Consider the following 15,703-nt stretch of genomic DNA (forward strand, 5'->3'; position numbering starts at 1 on the left):
ATCGTGTCGACCCTCACCCCGCCCACGGTCACCCGCGAAGCCCCCGCTTCGCGGGTGGCCGGGGGCCCCTCCCCCAAGCGGCTGCGCCTCCTGATGCGCACCCGCCCCTGGCTGCTGCTCACGCCGGCGCTCCTCATCCTCGCCGTGCTCCTCCTCTGGCCGCTCATCCGCGTCGTCCTGTTCTCCCTGCAGGACTACGGCCTGCGCGAGATCGTCAGCGGCGACACCAACTTCAACGGCGGCGCGAACTACGCCGAGGTCTTCGCCGACCCGACCCTCTGGACCGTCGTCCTCCCGAACACCGTCCTCTTCGCCGCCGCGGCCGTCATCGGTACCGTCGTCCTGGGCACCCTCGTCGCCCTCCTCATGGCGAACCTCGGCTCCTTCTGGCGCACCATCGTCGGCAGCGCCATCATGGTCGCCTGGGCGATGCCCGCCGTCACCGGCACCTACGTCTGGGTCTGGATCTTCGACGCCGACCGCGGCATCGTCAACCAGACGCTCATGGGGCTCGGGCTCATGGACGAGCCCTTCAACTGGTTCACGAACCAGTTCACGTTCTACGGCATCGCGCTGCTGAACGTGATCCACCACGGCTTCCCCTTCGTGGCCATCACCGTCCTCGCCGGCCTGCTCGGCGTGTCCAAGGAGATGCTGGAAGCCGCCGAGATGGACGGGGCGGGCGCGTTCCGTCGCTTCTTCCAGATCACCTTCCCATCGCTGCGTCAGGTGTTCTCGGTCGTGATCATCCTGTCGACCATCTGGGACTTCAAGGTGTTCGCGCAGATCTACCTCATGCCGGGTGGTTCCGGCTCGAACCGCGAGGTGTTGAACCTCGGCGTGTGGTCGTACGTGGAGTCCTTCGGACAGAACCGCTACGGCTTCGGCTCCGCGATCGCGGTGCTGTTGACGCTCGTCCTGCTCGGCATCACGATCGTCTACATCCGCGCCCTCATGAAGGAGGACGAACTGTGACCACCCAGGCTCCGGCCCCCACCGCAGACCGTCGACCGGCTCAGAAGCCAGGCATCGACCGGTCCGCCACGCCGCAGGTCCCGATGCACCGGAAGGCGAGCGGTCGGAAGATCCGCTCGAACACCGTCAAGGCGATCCTCGTCACCCTGCTGCTCGTCTTCACGCTGTTCCCGGCGTACTGGATGCTGTCGAGCGCGTTCGACGCACAGGCGTCGAGCGGCGGGCAGTCGTTCTTCCCGAAGGAACTGTCGCTCACGAACTTCCAGTCGGTCCTGACCGACGGCGGCTTCGGCGTCTTCCTCCGCAACTCCGCGATCGTGGCAGCCGCCACCGTGCTCATCTCGGCGGCCGTCGCGCTCCTCGCCTCGGTCGCGGTCGCCCGCTTCCGGTTCAAATTCCGCACCGCGGTGCTGCTCATGATCCTCGTCGTGCAGATGGTGCCGCTCGAGGCGCTCGTGATCCCGCTGTTCGTGCAGATCCGCGACCTGCAGCTGCTCAACACCCTGCTCGGGCTCATCATCGTGTACGTTGCGCTCGCGCTGCCGTTCGGCATCTGGATGCTCCGCGGCTTCGTCGCGGCGGTGCCGGTGGAGCTCGAAGAGGCGGCCTTCCTCGACGGTGCCAGCTGGTGGCGCATGTTCCGCTCGATCATGCTCCCACTCGTGGCCCCGGGCCTCGTCGCGACGAGCGTGTTCAGCTTCATCACGGCCTGGAACGAGTTCATCTTCGCGATGACCTTGCTCGGCGGCTCGACGGAGAACTACACGGTCGCCATCGGCCTCAAACAGTTCTTCGGCCTGAACTCCAACGACTGGGGTTCGGTCATGGCGGCGTCGACCATCATCACGATCCCGGTCATGATCTTCTTCATCCTCGTGCAGCGCCGCCTCTCCGGCGGACTGGTGTCCGGAGCGGTGAAGGGATGATCGACCCAGACGTCGCGCGGCTCGTCCGGGGCGTCCTCTGGCCGGGGTTCCTCGGCCGGACCGCCCCGGATTGGCTGCTGCGCGAACTGGACGGCGGCCTCGCGGGCGTCGTGTACTTCGGGCAGAACCTCTCCTCGGACCCGGCGGAGGTCGCGGCGCTGTCGGCCGAACTCCGCGTCCACCGGCCCGAGGTCCTCATCGGCGTCGACGAGGAGGGCGGCAACGTCTCCCGCCTCGAGGCGCAGACGGGTTCCACCCTGCCCGGGCATGCGCAGCTCGGTGCACTCGACGACGTCGAGACGACGCGCGCGGTGGGTTCGGTACTCGCCGAGCGGCTCCACGCGGCCGGGGCGAACGTCGCACTCGCGCCCGTCGCCGACGTGAACACCAACCCCGCGAACCCGGTCATCGGGGTGCGCTCGTTCGGACCCACCGCCGACCTCGTCTCCCGCCACGTCGCCGCGATGGTCGACGGATTGCAGACCGGCGGGGTCGCCGCGTGCGTCAAGCACTACCCCGGACACGGCGACACGGCGAGCGACTCGCACCTGGATCTGCCCCGCATCAACCTGGACCTGGCGGAGCTCGAAGCCGAGCATCTGCCACCGTTCGACGCGGCGATCGCCGCCGGCGTCGCGAGTGTCATGACCGCCCACATCGTCGTCCCGGCGTTCGGTGACGCCCCGGCGACACTCAACCCGATCCCCCTCCGCCGGCTGCGCGAGAGCGGCTTCGACGGTGTCATCATCTCCGATGCACTCGACATGGCGGCCATCCGTTCCACCACCGGCTCCGGACGCGGGGCGGTCCTCGCCCTCCAGGCCGGGGTCGATCTGCTCTGCATCGGCAACCCGTCCAACCTCGGGCCGAAGCAGGGCGCGACGACCGACGAGGACGACTACCTCGAGGTGTTCGAGGCGGTCTGCGCCGCGGTGGCCGACGGTGAGCTCGATCGAACGATCGTCGAGCGCGCGGCCGCCCGGGTGGCGTGGCTCGCACGGTCCGTCAGCCCTTCGACAGGCTCAGGGAACGGGGAATCGGTCCCCGAGGAGTCCCCGGTCCCCGAGCGGTCCACGCTCCCTGAGGTTGTCGAAGGGCCCTTCTCCGACGCCATCCGCCGGGTCGTGCGCGTCCGGGGCGAGGTCGCGATCGACGTGTCGGCGATCACCCTCGTCGACCTCCGCGACCGACCGACCTTCGCCGTCGCCTCGGCCCACGATCCGTTCGCCGAATCGCTCGCCGAACGGTTCGCCGTCGCCCGGCTCGCTGCCGGCCCGAGCCTCCGGACACCGGATCCGCACGCCGAGGCGCCCGCCTCCGACGAGCTGGCCCTGCTGCTCGAGACGATCCCCGCTGACGACGGCGTCGTCCTCCTCGCGGACCGCCTCGGCGGCGACACCCCGCAGCGGCTCGCGGTGGACCGTGTCGCGGTGGTCCGGCCGGACGCCGTCGTCGTGAGCGTCGGACTGCCGCTCTCCGAGGACGCCGTCCTTCCCCTGCCGGTGATCGACACGCTCGCAGCCTCCCGGGCGTCCGCCGACCGGGTCACCGAACTCCTGTCCGCGGCCTCTGCCGCGGCGCCGACGCACCACCTGCACAACCAGCACCACCGGAACGGATCATGAACCACCTCGCAGCACCCGTCCTCGCCATCGATCTCGGGAAGACCTCCTGCCGCGCCCGCATCACGAGCGGATCCGGCGACGGCCTGACCGTCCTCGCGGAGGCGCGCGGCCACGGGGCACCGGGCCTCGCCGACCACGAGGGCGCGGAGCTGTCGGCCCGCGCAGTCCTCGAAACGGTCGCGCACCTTCCCGCAGACCTCCTCGCCGAGGTGGAGCACGTCGGGATCGGCGCCGCCGGGGTGGAGGCGGCGCCGCACGAGGTCGCCGCATTCACCGCCGAACTGCGCCTGGCGCTCGGTGCGACGATCGCCGTCGTGAACGACGCCCTCGCGGCCCACGCCGGTGCGTTCGCCGGTGGTCCCGGCACGGTGCTCATCGCCGGCACCGGCTCCGTCGTGTTCGACGTCGACGCCGACGGCTCCGTGAAGCAGATCGACGGTTGGGGTCCCTGGCTCGGAGACGAGGGCAGCGGTCGGTGGATCGGGCAGCAGGGCCTCGAGGCGTGCATGCGTGCCTTCGACGGCCGCGGCCCCGCCACCACCTTGCTCGCCGACGCCGAGGCGCTCATCGGCTCGATCCCCGCGCTCCCCCGCTGGGTCTCGAGCACCGGAGCACCGGCCCGCCAACTCGGCACCTTCGCGCCCACGGTCATCACCCGAGCCGAGGAGGGCGACGCGGTCGCCGCGGACATCGTCGACGCCGCCTGCGCCCATCTCGCCGTGAGCGCCGCCGCTGCCCGCACGGGTGCCGTGTGCGTCGTCGGCGGGATCGCCTCCCACCCCTACGTCGCCGTACATCTCGCGACGGCCCTGCACGAGGTCGGCGTCGACCTCGTCGCACCCCGCGGTGACGCACTCGACGGAGCCAGACTCGTCGCACTCGACACCGCGATCTCCTACGACGGAAGGGTCGTGCGCGACGATGTCCACGCAGCCTGAGGACGCTTCGGCCGCCCACCGTTCGACAGGCTCAGGGACCGGTGAACGCGACACCATCCGCGCGGAGCTCGCCACGCTCTCGACGGAGCAGGTGAACGAACGACACCCCGACCTCGACGCCCTCTCCACCCGGGAACTCGTCACCGCGATGAACGAGGACAACCGTTCCGTCCCCGACGCCATCGCGGCAGTGGAACCCGAGATCGCCGAGGCCGTCGAAGCGATCGTCGAGCGCCTCCGCCGGGGCGGACGACTCGTCTACCTGGGCGCCGGGACCGCCGGACGGATGGGCATCCTCGATGCGAGTGAGGCGCCACCCACGTTCGGGACCGACCCCGGCCTCATCGTCGGACTCATCGCGGGTGGTCCGGGCGCCATCCAGCAGGCGGTGGAGAACGCCGAGGACCGCGACGACCTCGGACGGGCGGATCTGGAGTCGCTGTCGATCACCGCGGACGACGCCGTCGTGGGGGTCTCCGCGTCCGGCCGCACGCCCTACGTCCTGGGCGCCCTCGAGTACGCGCGCTCGATCGGTGCGATCACGATCGGCCTGTCGTGCAACGCCGGCTCGCCGCTCGCCCGGGACGCGGACATCGGCATCGAGGCGGTCGTCGGTCCGGAGCTCCTCACGGGATCGACCCGGCTGAAGGCGGGGACGGCGCAGAAGCTCGTGCTCAACATGCTGTCGACGATCACGATGGTGCGGCTCGGGAAGACGTACCGGAACCTCATGGTCGACCTCCTCACCACGAACGAGAAGCTGCGGGCGCGGGCGGAACGCACGGTCATGTTGGCGACCGACGTCGACGCCGCCACGGCCGCGAAGACGCTCGCATCCGTGGACGGCTGGGTGAAGGCCGCTATCCTCGTCCTCGTGACCGGCATCGCCGCAGACGAAGCCGTCGCCCGCCTCCGTGGCGGCGACGGCTCCCTCAGCGCGGCCATCGCAGCGCACGCCGTCGAAGACCCGACGGGGGCCGCACCGGATGTCCACTGACGCGCTGCTCGTGCTCCGCCAGGCGATCCCTCGTCTGAGCGCCGCCGAGACGCGCGTCGCCGAGACCATCATCGGCACCCCCTCGCTCGTCGTCGAGCTGACCATCACCGAACTCGCGAAGGCGTGCGGCACCTCCCAGGCGACCGTCGCGCGGTTCTGCCAGACCATCGGGTACACCGGCTACCGGGAGTTCCGGGTCGCCGTCGCGACCTCCACGAGTCGCGAGCAGGCGGAGCGTGACCGGTTCGAGGTCGACGACGCCGACATCGACCCGGACGACTCGGTCGAGACGGTCGTCGCGAAGGTCGCGTACCAGGAGGTGCAGGCGATCGAGCTCACGGCCCGCTCGCTCGACCGCGACGCCCTGGACGCGGTCGTCGACGCCCTCCTCGTCGCCCCACGGATCGACGTCATCGGCTTCGGGTCCTCGAACCTCACGGCGCAGGACCTCCACCAGAAGCTCTACCGGATCGGCATGCCGGCCAACACCTTCGTCGACGCCCACCTCGCACTGCCCTCGGCCGCCCTCCTCGGGCCCGGCGGGGTGGCCATCGGCATCTCGCACTCCGGGCTCACGGTCGAGACCGAGCAGGCGATGCAGCTCGCGCGGGCCGCCGGCGCGACGACCGTGTGCATCACGAACTTCCCCGACTCTCCCATCGCCGGCCGGTGCGACCTCGTCCTCGCGACGCAGGCGAGGGAGAGCCGTTACCGTTCGGGTGCGATGTCGTCGCGCATCGCCCAGCTCGCGCTCGTCGACCTGCTCTTCATCCGTGTCGCCCAACGTCGTTACGACGCCGCGGCCGAGTCCCTCCGCGTCACCTACGAGTCGATCCAGGACCACCGCATCGACACCTGAGTCCGGCCCGGCCGGCGAGAGCGCAGTCGATGCTCTCGAATTCGCCCCGTGAGCGCGTCTCCTGCGCTCTCAGGAGAGCGACACGCCTGTGTGCTCGGCGAGCGCGAGCAGCAGCTCGTCCTGGAACGCCTCGTCTCGGACCGCGCGGTGCGGCTCCTCGCGTCGCTGGTGGTGCCAGTATCCGGAGGTGTCGGCGCCGCGCCCTTCGGCGAGCGCCACCTGGGTCCGGTGCCCGAGTTCCAGATCGTCGGGCGCGTTCGGCCCGCCCATCCGTGTCGGCACCCACCCCGGGTCGACCGCGTTGCTGAACACCCCGGGACGCACTCGCGCGATGGCCGCCGCGAGGACCGTCACGAGGAGTTTGCTGTCGGAGTAGCTCGCCGTCCTCGTGGAACCCGACCAGTCGAGGCCGTCGAGCGTCGCGGTACCGCCGCGGTGCATGCTGCTGCTGAGGAACACGAGTCGCCGCGCGGGGACGAGGGCGGTGAGCAGGTAGGGCGCGACCACGTTGACCGGCAGGACGGCCGTTCCGTCGAGGACGCCGGCGTTGTGGATGATCGCGTCCACGGGACCGGCTGCGGCGACCTGCTCCGCGAGCTCATGGACGCCGTCGAGGGTGGTGAGGTCACCGGTGACGAGGTGCGCGGAGGGCTCGTCGAGCAGTCGGACACCGTCGGCGCGGGCAAGGCTCCGTGCGTGGACGAGCACCTCGTGCCCGTGGTCGACCAGCTCGGTCGCGGCGCCGAGCCCCAGGCCGACGGCGGCACCGGTCACCAGGATGCGCGCCATCAGCGACCCCCTGCCCGTCCGGCCTCGCTGGTGTCGGGCTCGTTCGTGACCGCCGTGTCGTCACGTTGCGCAGCCTGCCGCTGGGACGCCGCCCAGTTCGCGAGCAACTGCAGTCGCTCGGCGGACGGCGAGCCGGGCTCCGCCGTGTAGACGAGCACGACGTGACCGGGGTCGGCCGTGATCGCGAGCTCCTCGTAGGCGAAGGTCATCTCGCCGACGATCGGGTGGTTGAACCGCTTCGTGCCCGTGCCGTGCGTGCGCACGTTGTGCGCTCCCCAAAGCGTGCGGAAGGCGTCGCTCCGGGTCGACAGCTCGCCGACGAGGTCGTGCAGTCCTTTGTCGTGCGGGTCCCGGCCGGCCTCGGCACGCATGACCGACACGCACATCTCGGCGAAGACGTCCCAGTCGGGGTAGAAGTCACGGGAGGCCGGGTCTAGGAACTGGAACCGCGCGAGATTCGGGGTGCGCCCGCCGTCGCCGATGACCGGTGAGTAGAACGCGCGCCCGAGCTCGTTGGTCGCGAGGAGGTCCTGGTGGGTGTTGCGGACGAAGGCGATGCCGTCGGTGATCGCATCGAGCATCCAGTGCAGGCTCGGCCGGGTCGCGGGGTTCTTGGCCACCCGGCGACGCGGTCGACCGGAGAGTGGGACGCCGTCGGCCGCGCGGGCGAGGTCGAACAAGTGTGTGCGTTCCGCCTCGTCGAGCTGGAGCGCCCGGGCGATGGCGTCGAGGACGGTCGAGGACGCTCCGGCGATGGCTCCGCGCTCCAGCTTCGCGTAGTACTCGACACTGACCCCGGCGAGCGCCGCCACCTCGGAACGCCGCAGCCCGGTCACCCGACGGTTGGGGCCCGCGGTGAGGCCGGCGAGTTCCGGGGTCAGCCGTGCCCGACGCGTCATGAGGAACTCGCGTACGTCTGCTCGATCGTCCATGCCTCCGACGATACGTCCTCGGCGCGAGCAGACAGGTGCCCTCTCGGTACACCTCTCAGGCGGGACTCCCTCCCGCGTCGCGCGGGGCGTTGACTGGTCGCCTGCACCACCCGACAGAAGGAGCACACATGCGCGCAGTCGTCATGCACTCGCCCGGCGACGTCCGGGTCGAGGACCGTCCGGACCCCACCGTCATCGACCCGACCGACGCCGTCATCCGGCTCACGGCGACCTGCATCTGCGGGTCCGACCTGTGGCCGTACCGCGGGGTCGAGCCCGTCGACCACACGAACATGGGGCACGAGTACGTCGGTGTCGTCGAGCAGGTCGGCGAGGACGTTCGGACGATCGCCGTCGGCGACTTCGTCGTGGGCTCCTTCGTGACCTCCGACAACACCTGTGAGATCTGTCAGGCGGGGTACCAGTCGAAGTGCGTGCACGCCGAGTTCGTGTCGGTCGCCGCCGGCACGCAGGCGCAGCTCGCCCGTATCCCCCACGCCGACGGCACGCTCGTGGCGACGCCGGGGCAGCCGGACGCGGAGCTCATCCCCTCGCTGCTCGCCGCGTCCGACGTACTCGGGACGGGCTGGTTCGCCGCTGTCGCCGCCGAGGTGGGGCCGGGGAAGACGGTCGCGGTCGTCGGTGACGGGGCCGTCGGACTCATGGCCGTCCTCGCGGCCCGGGAGCTCGGGGCGGAACGCATCATCGCGATGTCCCGTCACGCCGACCGGCAGGCGCTCGCCCGCGAGTTCGGCGCGACCGACATCGTCGAGGAGCGTGGTGCGGCGGGCGTCGCACGGATCACGGAGCTGACCGGCGGTCTCGGCGCGCACAGCGTCATCGAGGCGGTCGGCACCGAGGAATCCATGCTGCAGGCGATCCGCTCCACCCGCGGGGGCGGCCACGTCGGCTTCGTCGGCGTCGCCCACGAGGGTGTCTCGCTGCCGCTCGACGAGCTCTTCTTCGCCGAGGTGCACCTCCACGGTGGGCCGGCGCCGGTGCGACGGTTCCTCCCCGAGCTCATCCGGATGATCTGGGAGCGGAGGATCGACCCGGGGAAGGTCTTCGACCTCACGCTGCCGCTCGAGGACGCCGCCGAGGGCTACCGGGCCATGGACGAGCGTCGTGCGATCAAGGTGCTGCTGACACTGTGAACCCCGCGGAACCGATCACCTCGACCCCGGACGCTCCGGCCGGGGCGTCACCTCTCCCGACAGCCGGGGCGCCCACCCGGATGCCCTGGTTCGCGCTCGCGGCCCTCGCCGCCATGGGGTTCGTCCTCGTGGCCTCGGAGACGATGCCGGCAGGGCTCCTCCCGGTCATCGCCCGAGATCTCGAGACGAGCGAAGGCCTGATCGGTCAGTTCATCAGTGTGTGGGCGCTCGGGACCGTCATCGTCACGATCCCGGCGCTCGCCATCACCCGTGGGCTGCGTCGCAAGCCGCTCCTCCTCGGCGCGATCGTCGGGCTCATCCTCGCGAACACCGTGACCGCGGTCGCCGGGGACGTCGTCGTCGCGCTGGTGTCGCGGTTCGTCGCCGGTGCGTTCTGCGGGGTGATCTGGGGCATGCTCGCCGCCTACGGGCGTCGCATCAGCCCGCCCGACCGTGGAGGCCTCGCACTGTCGATCGTGTCCGTCGGAGCGCCCGCCGGGCTGGCGCTCGGGACACCGCTCGGCGCCTGGCTGGGCACCGCGTTCGACTGGCGCTGGGCGTTCGGAGGACTCACGGCGCTCGCCCTCGTCGTGCTCGTGTCCGTCGCGGTCGTGGTGCCCGACGCGCCTGGGCAGCCTCGCTCTGCCCGGCTCCCACTCCGACGGGTGTTCGTCCTGCCCGGTGTCGCGGTCGTCCTCGCGGTGATCGTCGTCTGGATGCTGGCCCACAACACCGTCTACACCTACATCGCACCGTTCCTTCGGGGCGCGGGCTCGGGACTCGGGGCCGATCTCGTGCTGCTCGTCTACGGCGTCGCGTCCATCGCGGGCATCGGTCTCACGGCGGCGCTCATCGACCGGGCTCCTCGCGCGCTGCTCCACGCGAGCGTCTCGGTGTTCGTCGTGGCGGGCTTGCTGCTCCTGATCGGCCACGCATCGATCGTCGCCGTCCTCGTCGCGACGGTCCTGTGGGGGCTGGCGTTCGGTGGCTCCTCGGCCCAGCTGCAGTCGGCGCTCACCCGATCGGGACGCGAGCACTCGGACGTCGCGAACTCCTTCCTGCCCGTCGCGTTCAACCTCGCGATCTTCGCGGGTGGTGTCCTCGGGGCGCTCCTCCTCGGTACCTTCGACGGCCTGATCCTCCCGGTGGTCATGATCGCCCTCGGACTCGCTGCGCTACTGCTCACGATCGCGGGACGCCGGTCGGCCTTCGCCGCGGGGTGACGACGAGGCCGAGCCGGCGGCGGTGGTCGCATGAGACCATCGGGCATGGCTTCCATGGATGATGCACCACGGATCGGGGACCTCGAGGTCGACGGCGACGCACTCACCGGCGACGGCACGACACTCTCGGCGCTGGCGGACGAACTGGCCTGTGGCGTCGACGACGCCACCACCGCCGAGGCCCCGTCGGATGGTTGGCGGGTGCTCCGCCGGTTGGAGAGCGGTGCGGTGTATCTCGGTTCGCCGGTCGATGCGGACCACCGGACCTGGCGCCTGGCACAGGTGCATGAGGGAGAGCGGCCTCCGGTGGTGCGCGTGCACCCGGACACCTTGGACGTGCGACCGAGCCGAGCGGAGCGCCGACAGGGATTGGTGCTGCGATGGCCGCGGTTCATCGCGGAGCTGGCCGACCCGAGCGAGCTCGTCATCGACATCGTCAACGCGGGCACCACCAGATGGACGCCCACCGACGAGGGGTTCTTTGCCATCGGCGCACTCACCACTCCAGGCGAGACCGGGTTCTCCTTCGGATGGATGGGTTCCGCGGCGGGCCGCGCCGTCCCGCTCGACCCCGGGGAGTACAACCGCGTCCCGGTGCAGCTGCAACTGCAGTCCGACCCGTCGTCATTGCGACCCGGCCCCTACGATCTGCACGTCGTGGTCGTCGAACTCGGCCTGCGCCTCGCCGAGCCGCTGCGGGTCGAGCTGACTGCAGAGATGGTGGCGCGTCAGGTCGCCAACCAGAACCGTCACCGGGCCGACCCCGCGAGCGAGCGCCGAGCCTTCGAACGACAGATCGAAGCAGAGCAGCTGCGAGTCGGCGCCCGCCGGTCCTGGCCCGAGATCGCCGAGGTGGTCGGGAGCGCGGTGTCGGACGACGAGGCGTTGGAGCGCATCGCAGCCGTCCTGGACTGTGAGCCGGAGCAAGCGGCGTCCGTGTACGACTCCTCACTGCGTGCGATGGTCAGGGCGGACGCCGACCGACGTGACGAGCAACTGCAGGAACTCATCCGCCGTCGCGACGCCGTCGGGTGACGGCCCGCCCACCGAGAGCGCAGAAGATGCTCACTGCGACCGCGTTTGAGAGCGTCTTGTGCGCTCTCGGTGAGCGCATCAGCGCTCGCGCTCGCTCAGCCGGGCCGGATACGCTGGCGAGCGGGGCGAGACGACCGCTCGACCGACGAGGGGATGCCGGATGCTGACTGACGCACTCACCATCGTGCTGGCGGTCGTGTCGGCGCTGCTCCTCGGGTTCGCCGCCCGACGCGTGCTCGATGCCCCGGTGGGTTGGCCACGCAGCATCCTGGTCGGGCTCGTCGTGTTCGTCACCGGCCCACCGTTCGTGAACTGGCTACTGCAACAGACCGGCCTGGTCCAGCCCGGTGAGGCCGGGGACGCTCGAGCGGCCTTCGCGGCGATCGCCGTCGCCCTCCTCGCGATCGGCTGGATCTTCGCCCTCGGGCTCGGTGTCCTCGTCGCCATCGAGGTCATCATCCCGACTCGGCCGCTGATGAACCCGATCGACGTCGTCCGCTCCGCGATCAGACGACGGCGACGGACGAGGCGATACCTGCAGATCCTCGCCATCGCATCACGACACGGCGCGGGCTGGCTCGTGCACGGCCGATCCCGCGTCCAGCTCGAACTCACCACGAGCGAGCAGCGTGCCAACGCGATCATCGCCACGATCAACGACTCCGGCGTCACCTTCGTGAAGCTCGGACAGGTGCTCTCGACGAGACGCGACCTCGTGCCCGAGCCGTACCTCAGCGCCCTCGCGTCCCTGCAGTCCGAAGCGACCACGCTGCCCTGGCACGAGGTCCAGGTCGTCATCGAGACCGAGCTCGGCGCACCGATCGACACCGTGTTCGCGTCGATCGACTCCGAACCGCTCGCGGCTGCGTCCGTCGCCCAGGTGCACACCGCCGAGCTGCTCGACGGCACCCCCGTGGTCGTGAAGGTCCAGCGACCGGCGGCCCGCGTGCAGGTCGAGGCAGACGCCGACATCGTCGTCCGCCTCGCCGAGCGCGCCGAGACGCACACCAAGTTCGGGCAGGACCTCCGCCTCGCCTCCGTTGCGCGGGCCTTCACCTCGACGCTGCTCGAAGAACTCGACTACCGGATCGAAGCCCGCAACGTGGAGATGATCCGCAGCACCTTGAAGCGTCGCGATGAGCGCGACGAAGGCGTCCGGATCACGGTCCCACGCGTCTATCCGGCGGCCTCCGGCGCCCGCCTGCTCACCATGGACCTCGTCGACGGGCTACCGCTCAGTCGAGCGCGGGACCGCATCGCGACCATCCCCAAAGAGGAACGCGAGACCCTCGCGACCGGCCTCATGGAGGTCGTGCTCGAACAGATCCTCGTGCACGGGGTCTTCCACGCCGACCTCCACCCGGGCAACGTCATCCTCCGCGAGGACGGATCCCTCGGGCTGATCGACTTCGGGGCCGTCGGCGTCATCGAGCGCAGCCAGCGGCAGCGACTCACCGCGGTGATGCTCGCGACCGTCAGCGAGGACGACATCGCGGCGACCGACGCCCTCCTCCTCATCGTCGACCTGCCCGAGGACGCCGACCTCGACGCCCTGCGCCACGACGTGGGCATCGTGATCACGACGGAACGTCACCGCCCGGGTGGCGACGGCTCGATCTTCAGCCGACTCCTCGACGTCATCCGGCAGCACCACATCGCGCTCCCCGGCGACCTCGCCGCCGCGTTCCGCAGCTTCGCGACCCTCGAAGGGTGCCTCAAAGCGCTCGACCCCGACTTCGACATGTTCGAACAGGCCCTCCCGATGGTCCCGCGCCTGCTCCGCCGCTCGCAGTCCATTCGGCAGACGGCGGTCACCCTGCAGGCGCAGGCCGCCGTCACCGCCGCCTTGGCCCGCAACCTCCCGCGCCGACTCGATTCGCTGCTGTCCGGCCTCGAAGACGGGACGGTCGGCGTGACGCTGAAGGGCTTCGCCGATGAACCGGCGAAGGGGCTCGTGGAGGGTGTGACCGCGGAGATCGTGGGAACCCTGATCTCGATCGCCGCCCTCGTGATCGCCGTGGTCCTCGTCGTCACCGGTGCCGGCCCGGTCCTCCCCGGCGGCCTCCGGGTGTTCGACCTGATCGCGGCGTTCATCGGGTTCCTCGGCTTCCTGGGGCTGTTGCGCGTGCTGCGGCAGACCGTCGTCCGCCGAGGTCGGTGACCGGAGCACCCTGCTGTTCACCTGACGGCACTACCGTGATCGGGTGAGCGATCCCCGACTGCAGCGACGCCTGGGCACGAGCGCCGCGGTGTTCATCGGCCTGGGGTCGATGATGGGCGCCGGCGTCTTCGCGGTGTTCCAACCGGCGGCGGAGGTCGCCGGCGCCGGACTCCTCATCGGGCTCGTGATCGCCGCGGTCGTCGCCTGCTGCAACGCGATGTCCTCCGCGCAACTCGCCGCACAACTCCCCTCGGCCGGCGGCACCTACCTGTACGGCCGCGAACTCATCGGGCCGTGGTGGGGCTTCGCCGCCGGATGGAGCTTCGTGGTGGGCAAGACGGCGAGCGCCGCAGCCATGGCGGTCGCCTTCGCCGCGTACGCTGCACCGGCCGAGTGGAGTCGTCCGGTCGCCGCGTTCGCGGTCGCCCTCGTGGTCGTGACCAACTGCCTCGGGGTCACCCGCACCGCGACCGCGACCCGGGTGATCGTGGTGGCCGTCCTCCTGGTCCTCGCCGTGGTCGTCGGCTCAGGCCTCGTCGGACCGGACGCCGGTTCGACGGGGCTCGCGTCGCTCGGGTTCGACGCCGGCCCGCTCGCCGTGCTGCAGTCCGCCGGGTTGCTGTTCTTCGCTTTCGCCGGGTACGCGCGGATCGCGACCCTCGGCGAGGAGGTCCGCGACCCGGCCAATACGATCCCGCGCGCCATCGGGATCGCGTTCGCCGTCGCGGTGATCGTCTACGCGGCCGTCGCGGTCGTGTCGCTGCTCACGCTCGGCGCAGACGGTCTCGCGTCCAGTGCGCGCCCCTTGGCCGCGGTGGTGGAGACGAACGGGTGGCCGTGGGCTGCGACGCTGGTGCGACTCGGTGCGGCGGCGGCCTGTCTGGGGGCGCTCCTCGCCGTGTTCGCAGGCATCGGACGGACCGCCTTCGCGATGGCGAGGACCGGCGACCTGCCCCGGGTGCTCGACGCGGTGCACCCGCGCTTCGCGACCCCCTACCGGGCGGAGCTCCTCGTCGGCGCGGTCGTCGTCGTCCTCGTCCTGCTCATCGACCTCCGGAGCGCGATCGGGTTCTCCTCGTTCGGCGTGCTGCTCTACTACGTGGTCGCCAACGTCGCCGCGTTCCGCCAGACGCGCGAGCACCGACGGTACCCTCGCGCGGTCAGTGTGTTCGGCGCCGTCGGTTGCGTCGTCCTCATGTTCACACTGCCGCCGACGTCGGTGCTCGTGGGCGGCGGCGTCGTCCTCGTCGGGTTCGCCGGGCGGGCGGTGGCACTTCGGCAGGCTCAGTGACCGGAATTCGGCTCAGTGACCGGACGCTGATCCCTGACCTTCGACAAGCTCAGAATCCGCCTGTCGAAGGGTGGCCGACGGAAGGGGACTACAGCTGCGTGGAGAGGCGGAAGATGTTCTCGACCGCCAGTTCGGCGGCGATCGCGTCACCGGCCTCGACCGCCTCACGGAGCTCCGGATAGCCCTGCTCCTTGGCCGCCCAGTCCGTGTTCTCCTCGGTGCGGGTCGCGGAGGACCGGTAGGTGAGGCCGTCGATGATGTCCTTCGTCGCCGCGACGAGCGTGGCGTTCGGGCACGCGGCGATGAACGCGTCGAAGAGCTCCCAGCTGAGTCGCCCGTGCTCGGCCATGTCTCGCTGCTCGACGACCACGATCACCTGGTTGATCGCGCGGACGAGCGCCTTCTTCTGCGTCGCGCCGAGACCGGGCACGGTGACGCGGACGACACCGCCGAGCATCGCGCCCAGCGTCTGCATGACCTCGGTGCGCTGTGCCGGGTCGGGCAGGGCGACGCGGGTGTACCGCTGTGCGGCCATCTCGATGAGGCCGACGCGGGCGAGGTCGTTGAGGGCCTCGCGGATCGGCGTGCGGGAGATCCCGAGCCAGGACTGGAGTTCGCCGTCGTTGAGGTGCTCACCGGGCTCGAGGGTGCCGTCGAAGATGGCCGTGCGGATGCGTTCGACCGCGACCTCGCGGAGTGACCGACGCTCGACGGGCGGGTTGGCTGAGGGCACGGGCATGCGGGATCTCCTTCGTCGGCGAATGCTATGCCATCAGCGTACCGAATATCAGCGGATCC

At 70.6% G+C, this 15,703-nt stretch carries 14 protein-coding genes; 11 read left to right on the forward strand and 3 right to left on the reverse strand.

Features of this window, described 5'->3' with window-relative positions:
• Positions 1–3 precede the first annotated feature (3 nt).
• From BWO91_RS18435 to BWO91_RS18460, 6 genes are all read left to right on the forward strand, one after another.
• Positions 4–975, forward strand: coding sequence for a carbohydrate ABC transporter permease (locus BWO91_RS18435; protein ID WP_369808448.1), 972 nt, complete (start codon positions 4–6; stop codon positions 973–975).
• A gap of 83 nt (positions 976–1,058) precedes the next feature.
• Positions 1,059–1,901, forward strand: coding sequence for a carbohydrate ABC transporter permease (locus tag BWO91_RS18440; RefSeq protein ID WP_064294955.1), 843 nt, complete (start codon positions 1,059–1,061; stop codon positions 1,899–1,901).
• On the forward strand, positions 1,898–3,526 hold the full coding sequence (locus BWO91_RS20040; protein ID WP_079003611.1) for a glycoside hydrolase family 3 protein: 1,629 nt from the start codon (positions 1,898–1,900) through the stop codon (positions 3,524–3,526). The genes BWO91_RS18440 and BWO91_RS20040 overlap by 4 nt, the downstream gene beginning before the upstream one ends.
• Positions 3,523–4,464, forward strand: a complete 942-nt coding sequence (locus tag BWO91_RS18450; protein ID WP_079003612.1) for an N-acetylglucosamine kinase — start codon at positions 3,523–3,525, stop codon at positions 4,462–4,464. Before BWO91_RS20040 ends, BWO91_RS18450 begins: the two co-directional genes overlap by 4 nt.
• Positions 4,448–5,461, forward strand: a complete 1,014-nt coding sequence (gene murQ, locus BWO91_RS18455) for an N-acetylmuramic acid 6-phosphate etherase (RefSeq protein WP_079003613.1) — start codon at positions 4,448–4,450, stop codon at positions 5,459–5,461. Before BWO91_RS18450 ends, murQ begins: the two co-directional genes overlap by 17 nt.
• Positions 5,451–6,320, forward strand: coding sequence for a MurR/RpiR family transcriptional regulator (locus BWO91_RS18460; protein ID WP_071260469.1), 870 nt, complete (start codon positions 5,451–5,453; stop codon positions 6,318–6,320). Before murQ ends, BWO91_RS18460 begins: the two co-directional genes overlap by 11 nt.
• 69 nt (positions 6,321–6,389) lie before the next feature.
• Here the strand turns inward: BWO91_RS18460 and BWO91_RS18465 are convergent, their stop codons facing one another.
• Positions 6,390–7,109 (reverse strand): SDR family NAD(P)-dependent oxidoreductase, encoded by a 720-nt coding sequence (locus tag BWO91_RS18465; protein ID WP_079003614.1) that lies wholly within the window; start codon positions 7,107–7,109, stop codon positions 6,390–6,392.
• Positions 7,109–8,041 (reverse strand): helix-turn-helix transcriptional regulator, encoded by a 933-nt coding sequence (locus tag BWO91_RS18470; RefSeq protein ID WP_079003615.1) that lies wholly within the window; start codon positions 8,039–8,041, stop codon positions 7,109–7,111. The genes BWO91_RS18465 and BWO91_RS18470 overlap by 1 nt, the downstream gene beginning before the upstream one ends.
• 128 nt (positions 8,042–8,169) lie before the next feature.
• On the opposite strand from BWO91_RS18470, the gene BWO91_RS18475 reads away from it, so the two are divergent.
• The 5 genes from BWO91_RS18475 (at position 8,170) to BWO91_RS18495 (ending at position 14,905) form a co-directional block, all read left to right on the forward strand.
• On the forward strand, positions 8,170–9,195 hold the full coding sequence (locus tag BWO91_RS18475) for a zinc-dependent alcohol dehydrogenase family protein (RefSeq protein WP_205847549.1): 1,026 nt from the start codon (positions 8,170–8,172) through the stop codon (positions 9,193–9,195).
• Between the two features lie 80 nt (positions 9,196–9,275).
• Positions 9,276–10,418, forward strand: coding sequence for an MFS transporter (locus BWO91_RS18480; RefSeq protein WP_079004062.1), 1,143 nt, complete (start codon positions 9,276–9,278; stop codon positions 10,416–10,418).
• Between the two features lie 54 nt (positions 10,419–10,472).
• Positions 10,473–11,453, forward strand: coding sequence for a hypothetical protein (locus BWO91_RS18485; RefSeq protein WP_079003616.1), 981 nt, complete (start codon positions 10,473–10,475; stop codon positions 11,451–11,453).
• Between the two features lie 160 nt (positions 11,454–11,613).
• Positions 11,614–13,614: an ABC1 kinase family protein gene (locus BWO91_RS18490; RefSeq protein WP_079003617.1), complete on the forward strand. Its 2,001-nt coding sequence runs from the start codon at positions 11,614–11,616 to the stop codon at positions 13,612–13,614.
• A gap of 43 nt (positions 13,615–13,657) precedes the next feature.
• The gene (locus BWO91_RS18495; protein WP_079003618.1) at positions 13,658–14,905 is read left to right on the forward strand and encodes an APC family permease; all 1,248 of its coding nucleotides are present in this window, start codon (positions 13,658–13,660) and stop codon (positions 14,903–14,905) included.
• Between the two features lie 88 nt (positions 14,906–14,993).
• On the opposite strand, the gene BWO91_RS18500 is transcribed toward BWO91_RS18495, so the two are convergent.
• Positions 14,994–15,644, reverse strand: coding sequence for a GntR family transcriptional regulator (locus BWO91_RS18500; RefSeq protein ID WP_064294938.1), 651 nt, complete (start codon positions 15,642–15,644; stop codon positions 14,994–14,996).
• Positions 15,645–15,703 lie beyond the last annotated feature (59 nt).

The organism is Plantibacter flavus (assembly GCF_002024505.1).
In the GTDB taxonomy this organism is placed as follows: Bacteria; Actinomycetota; Actinomycetes; order Actinomycetales; family Microbacteriaceae; genus Plantibacter; species Plantibacter flavus_A.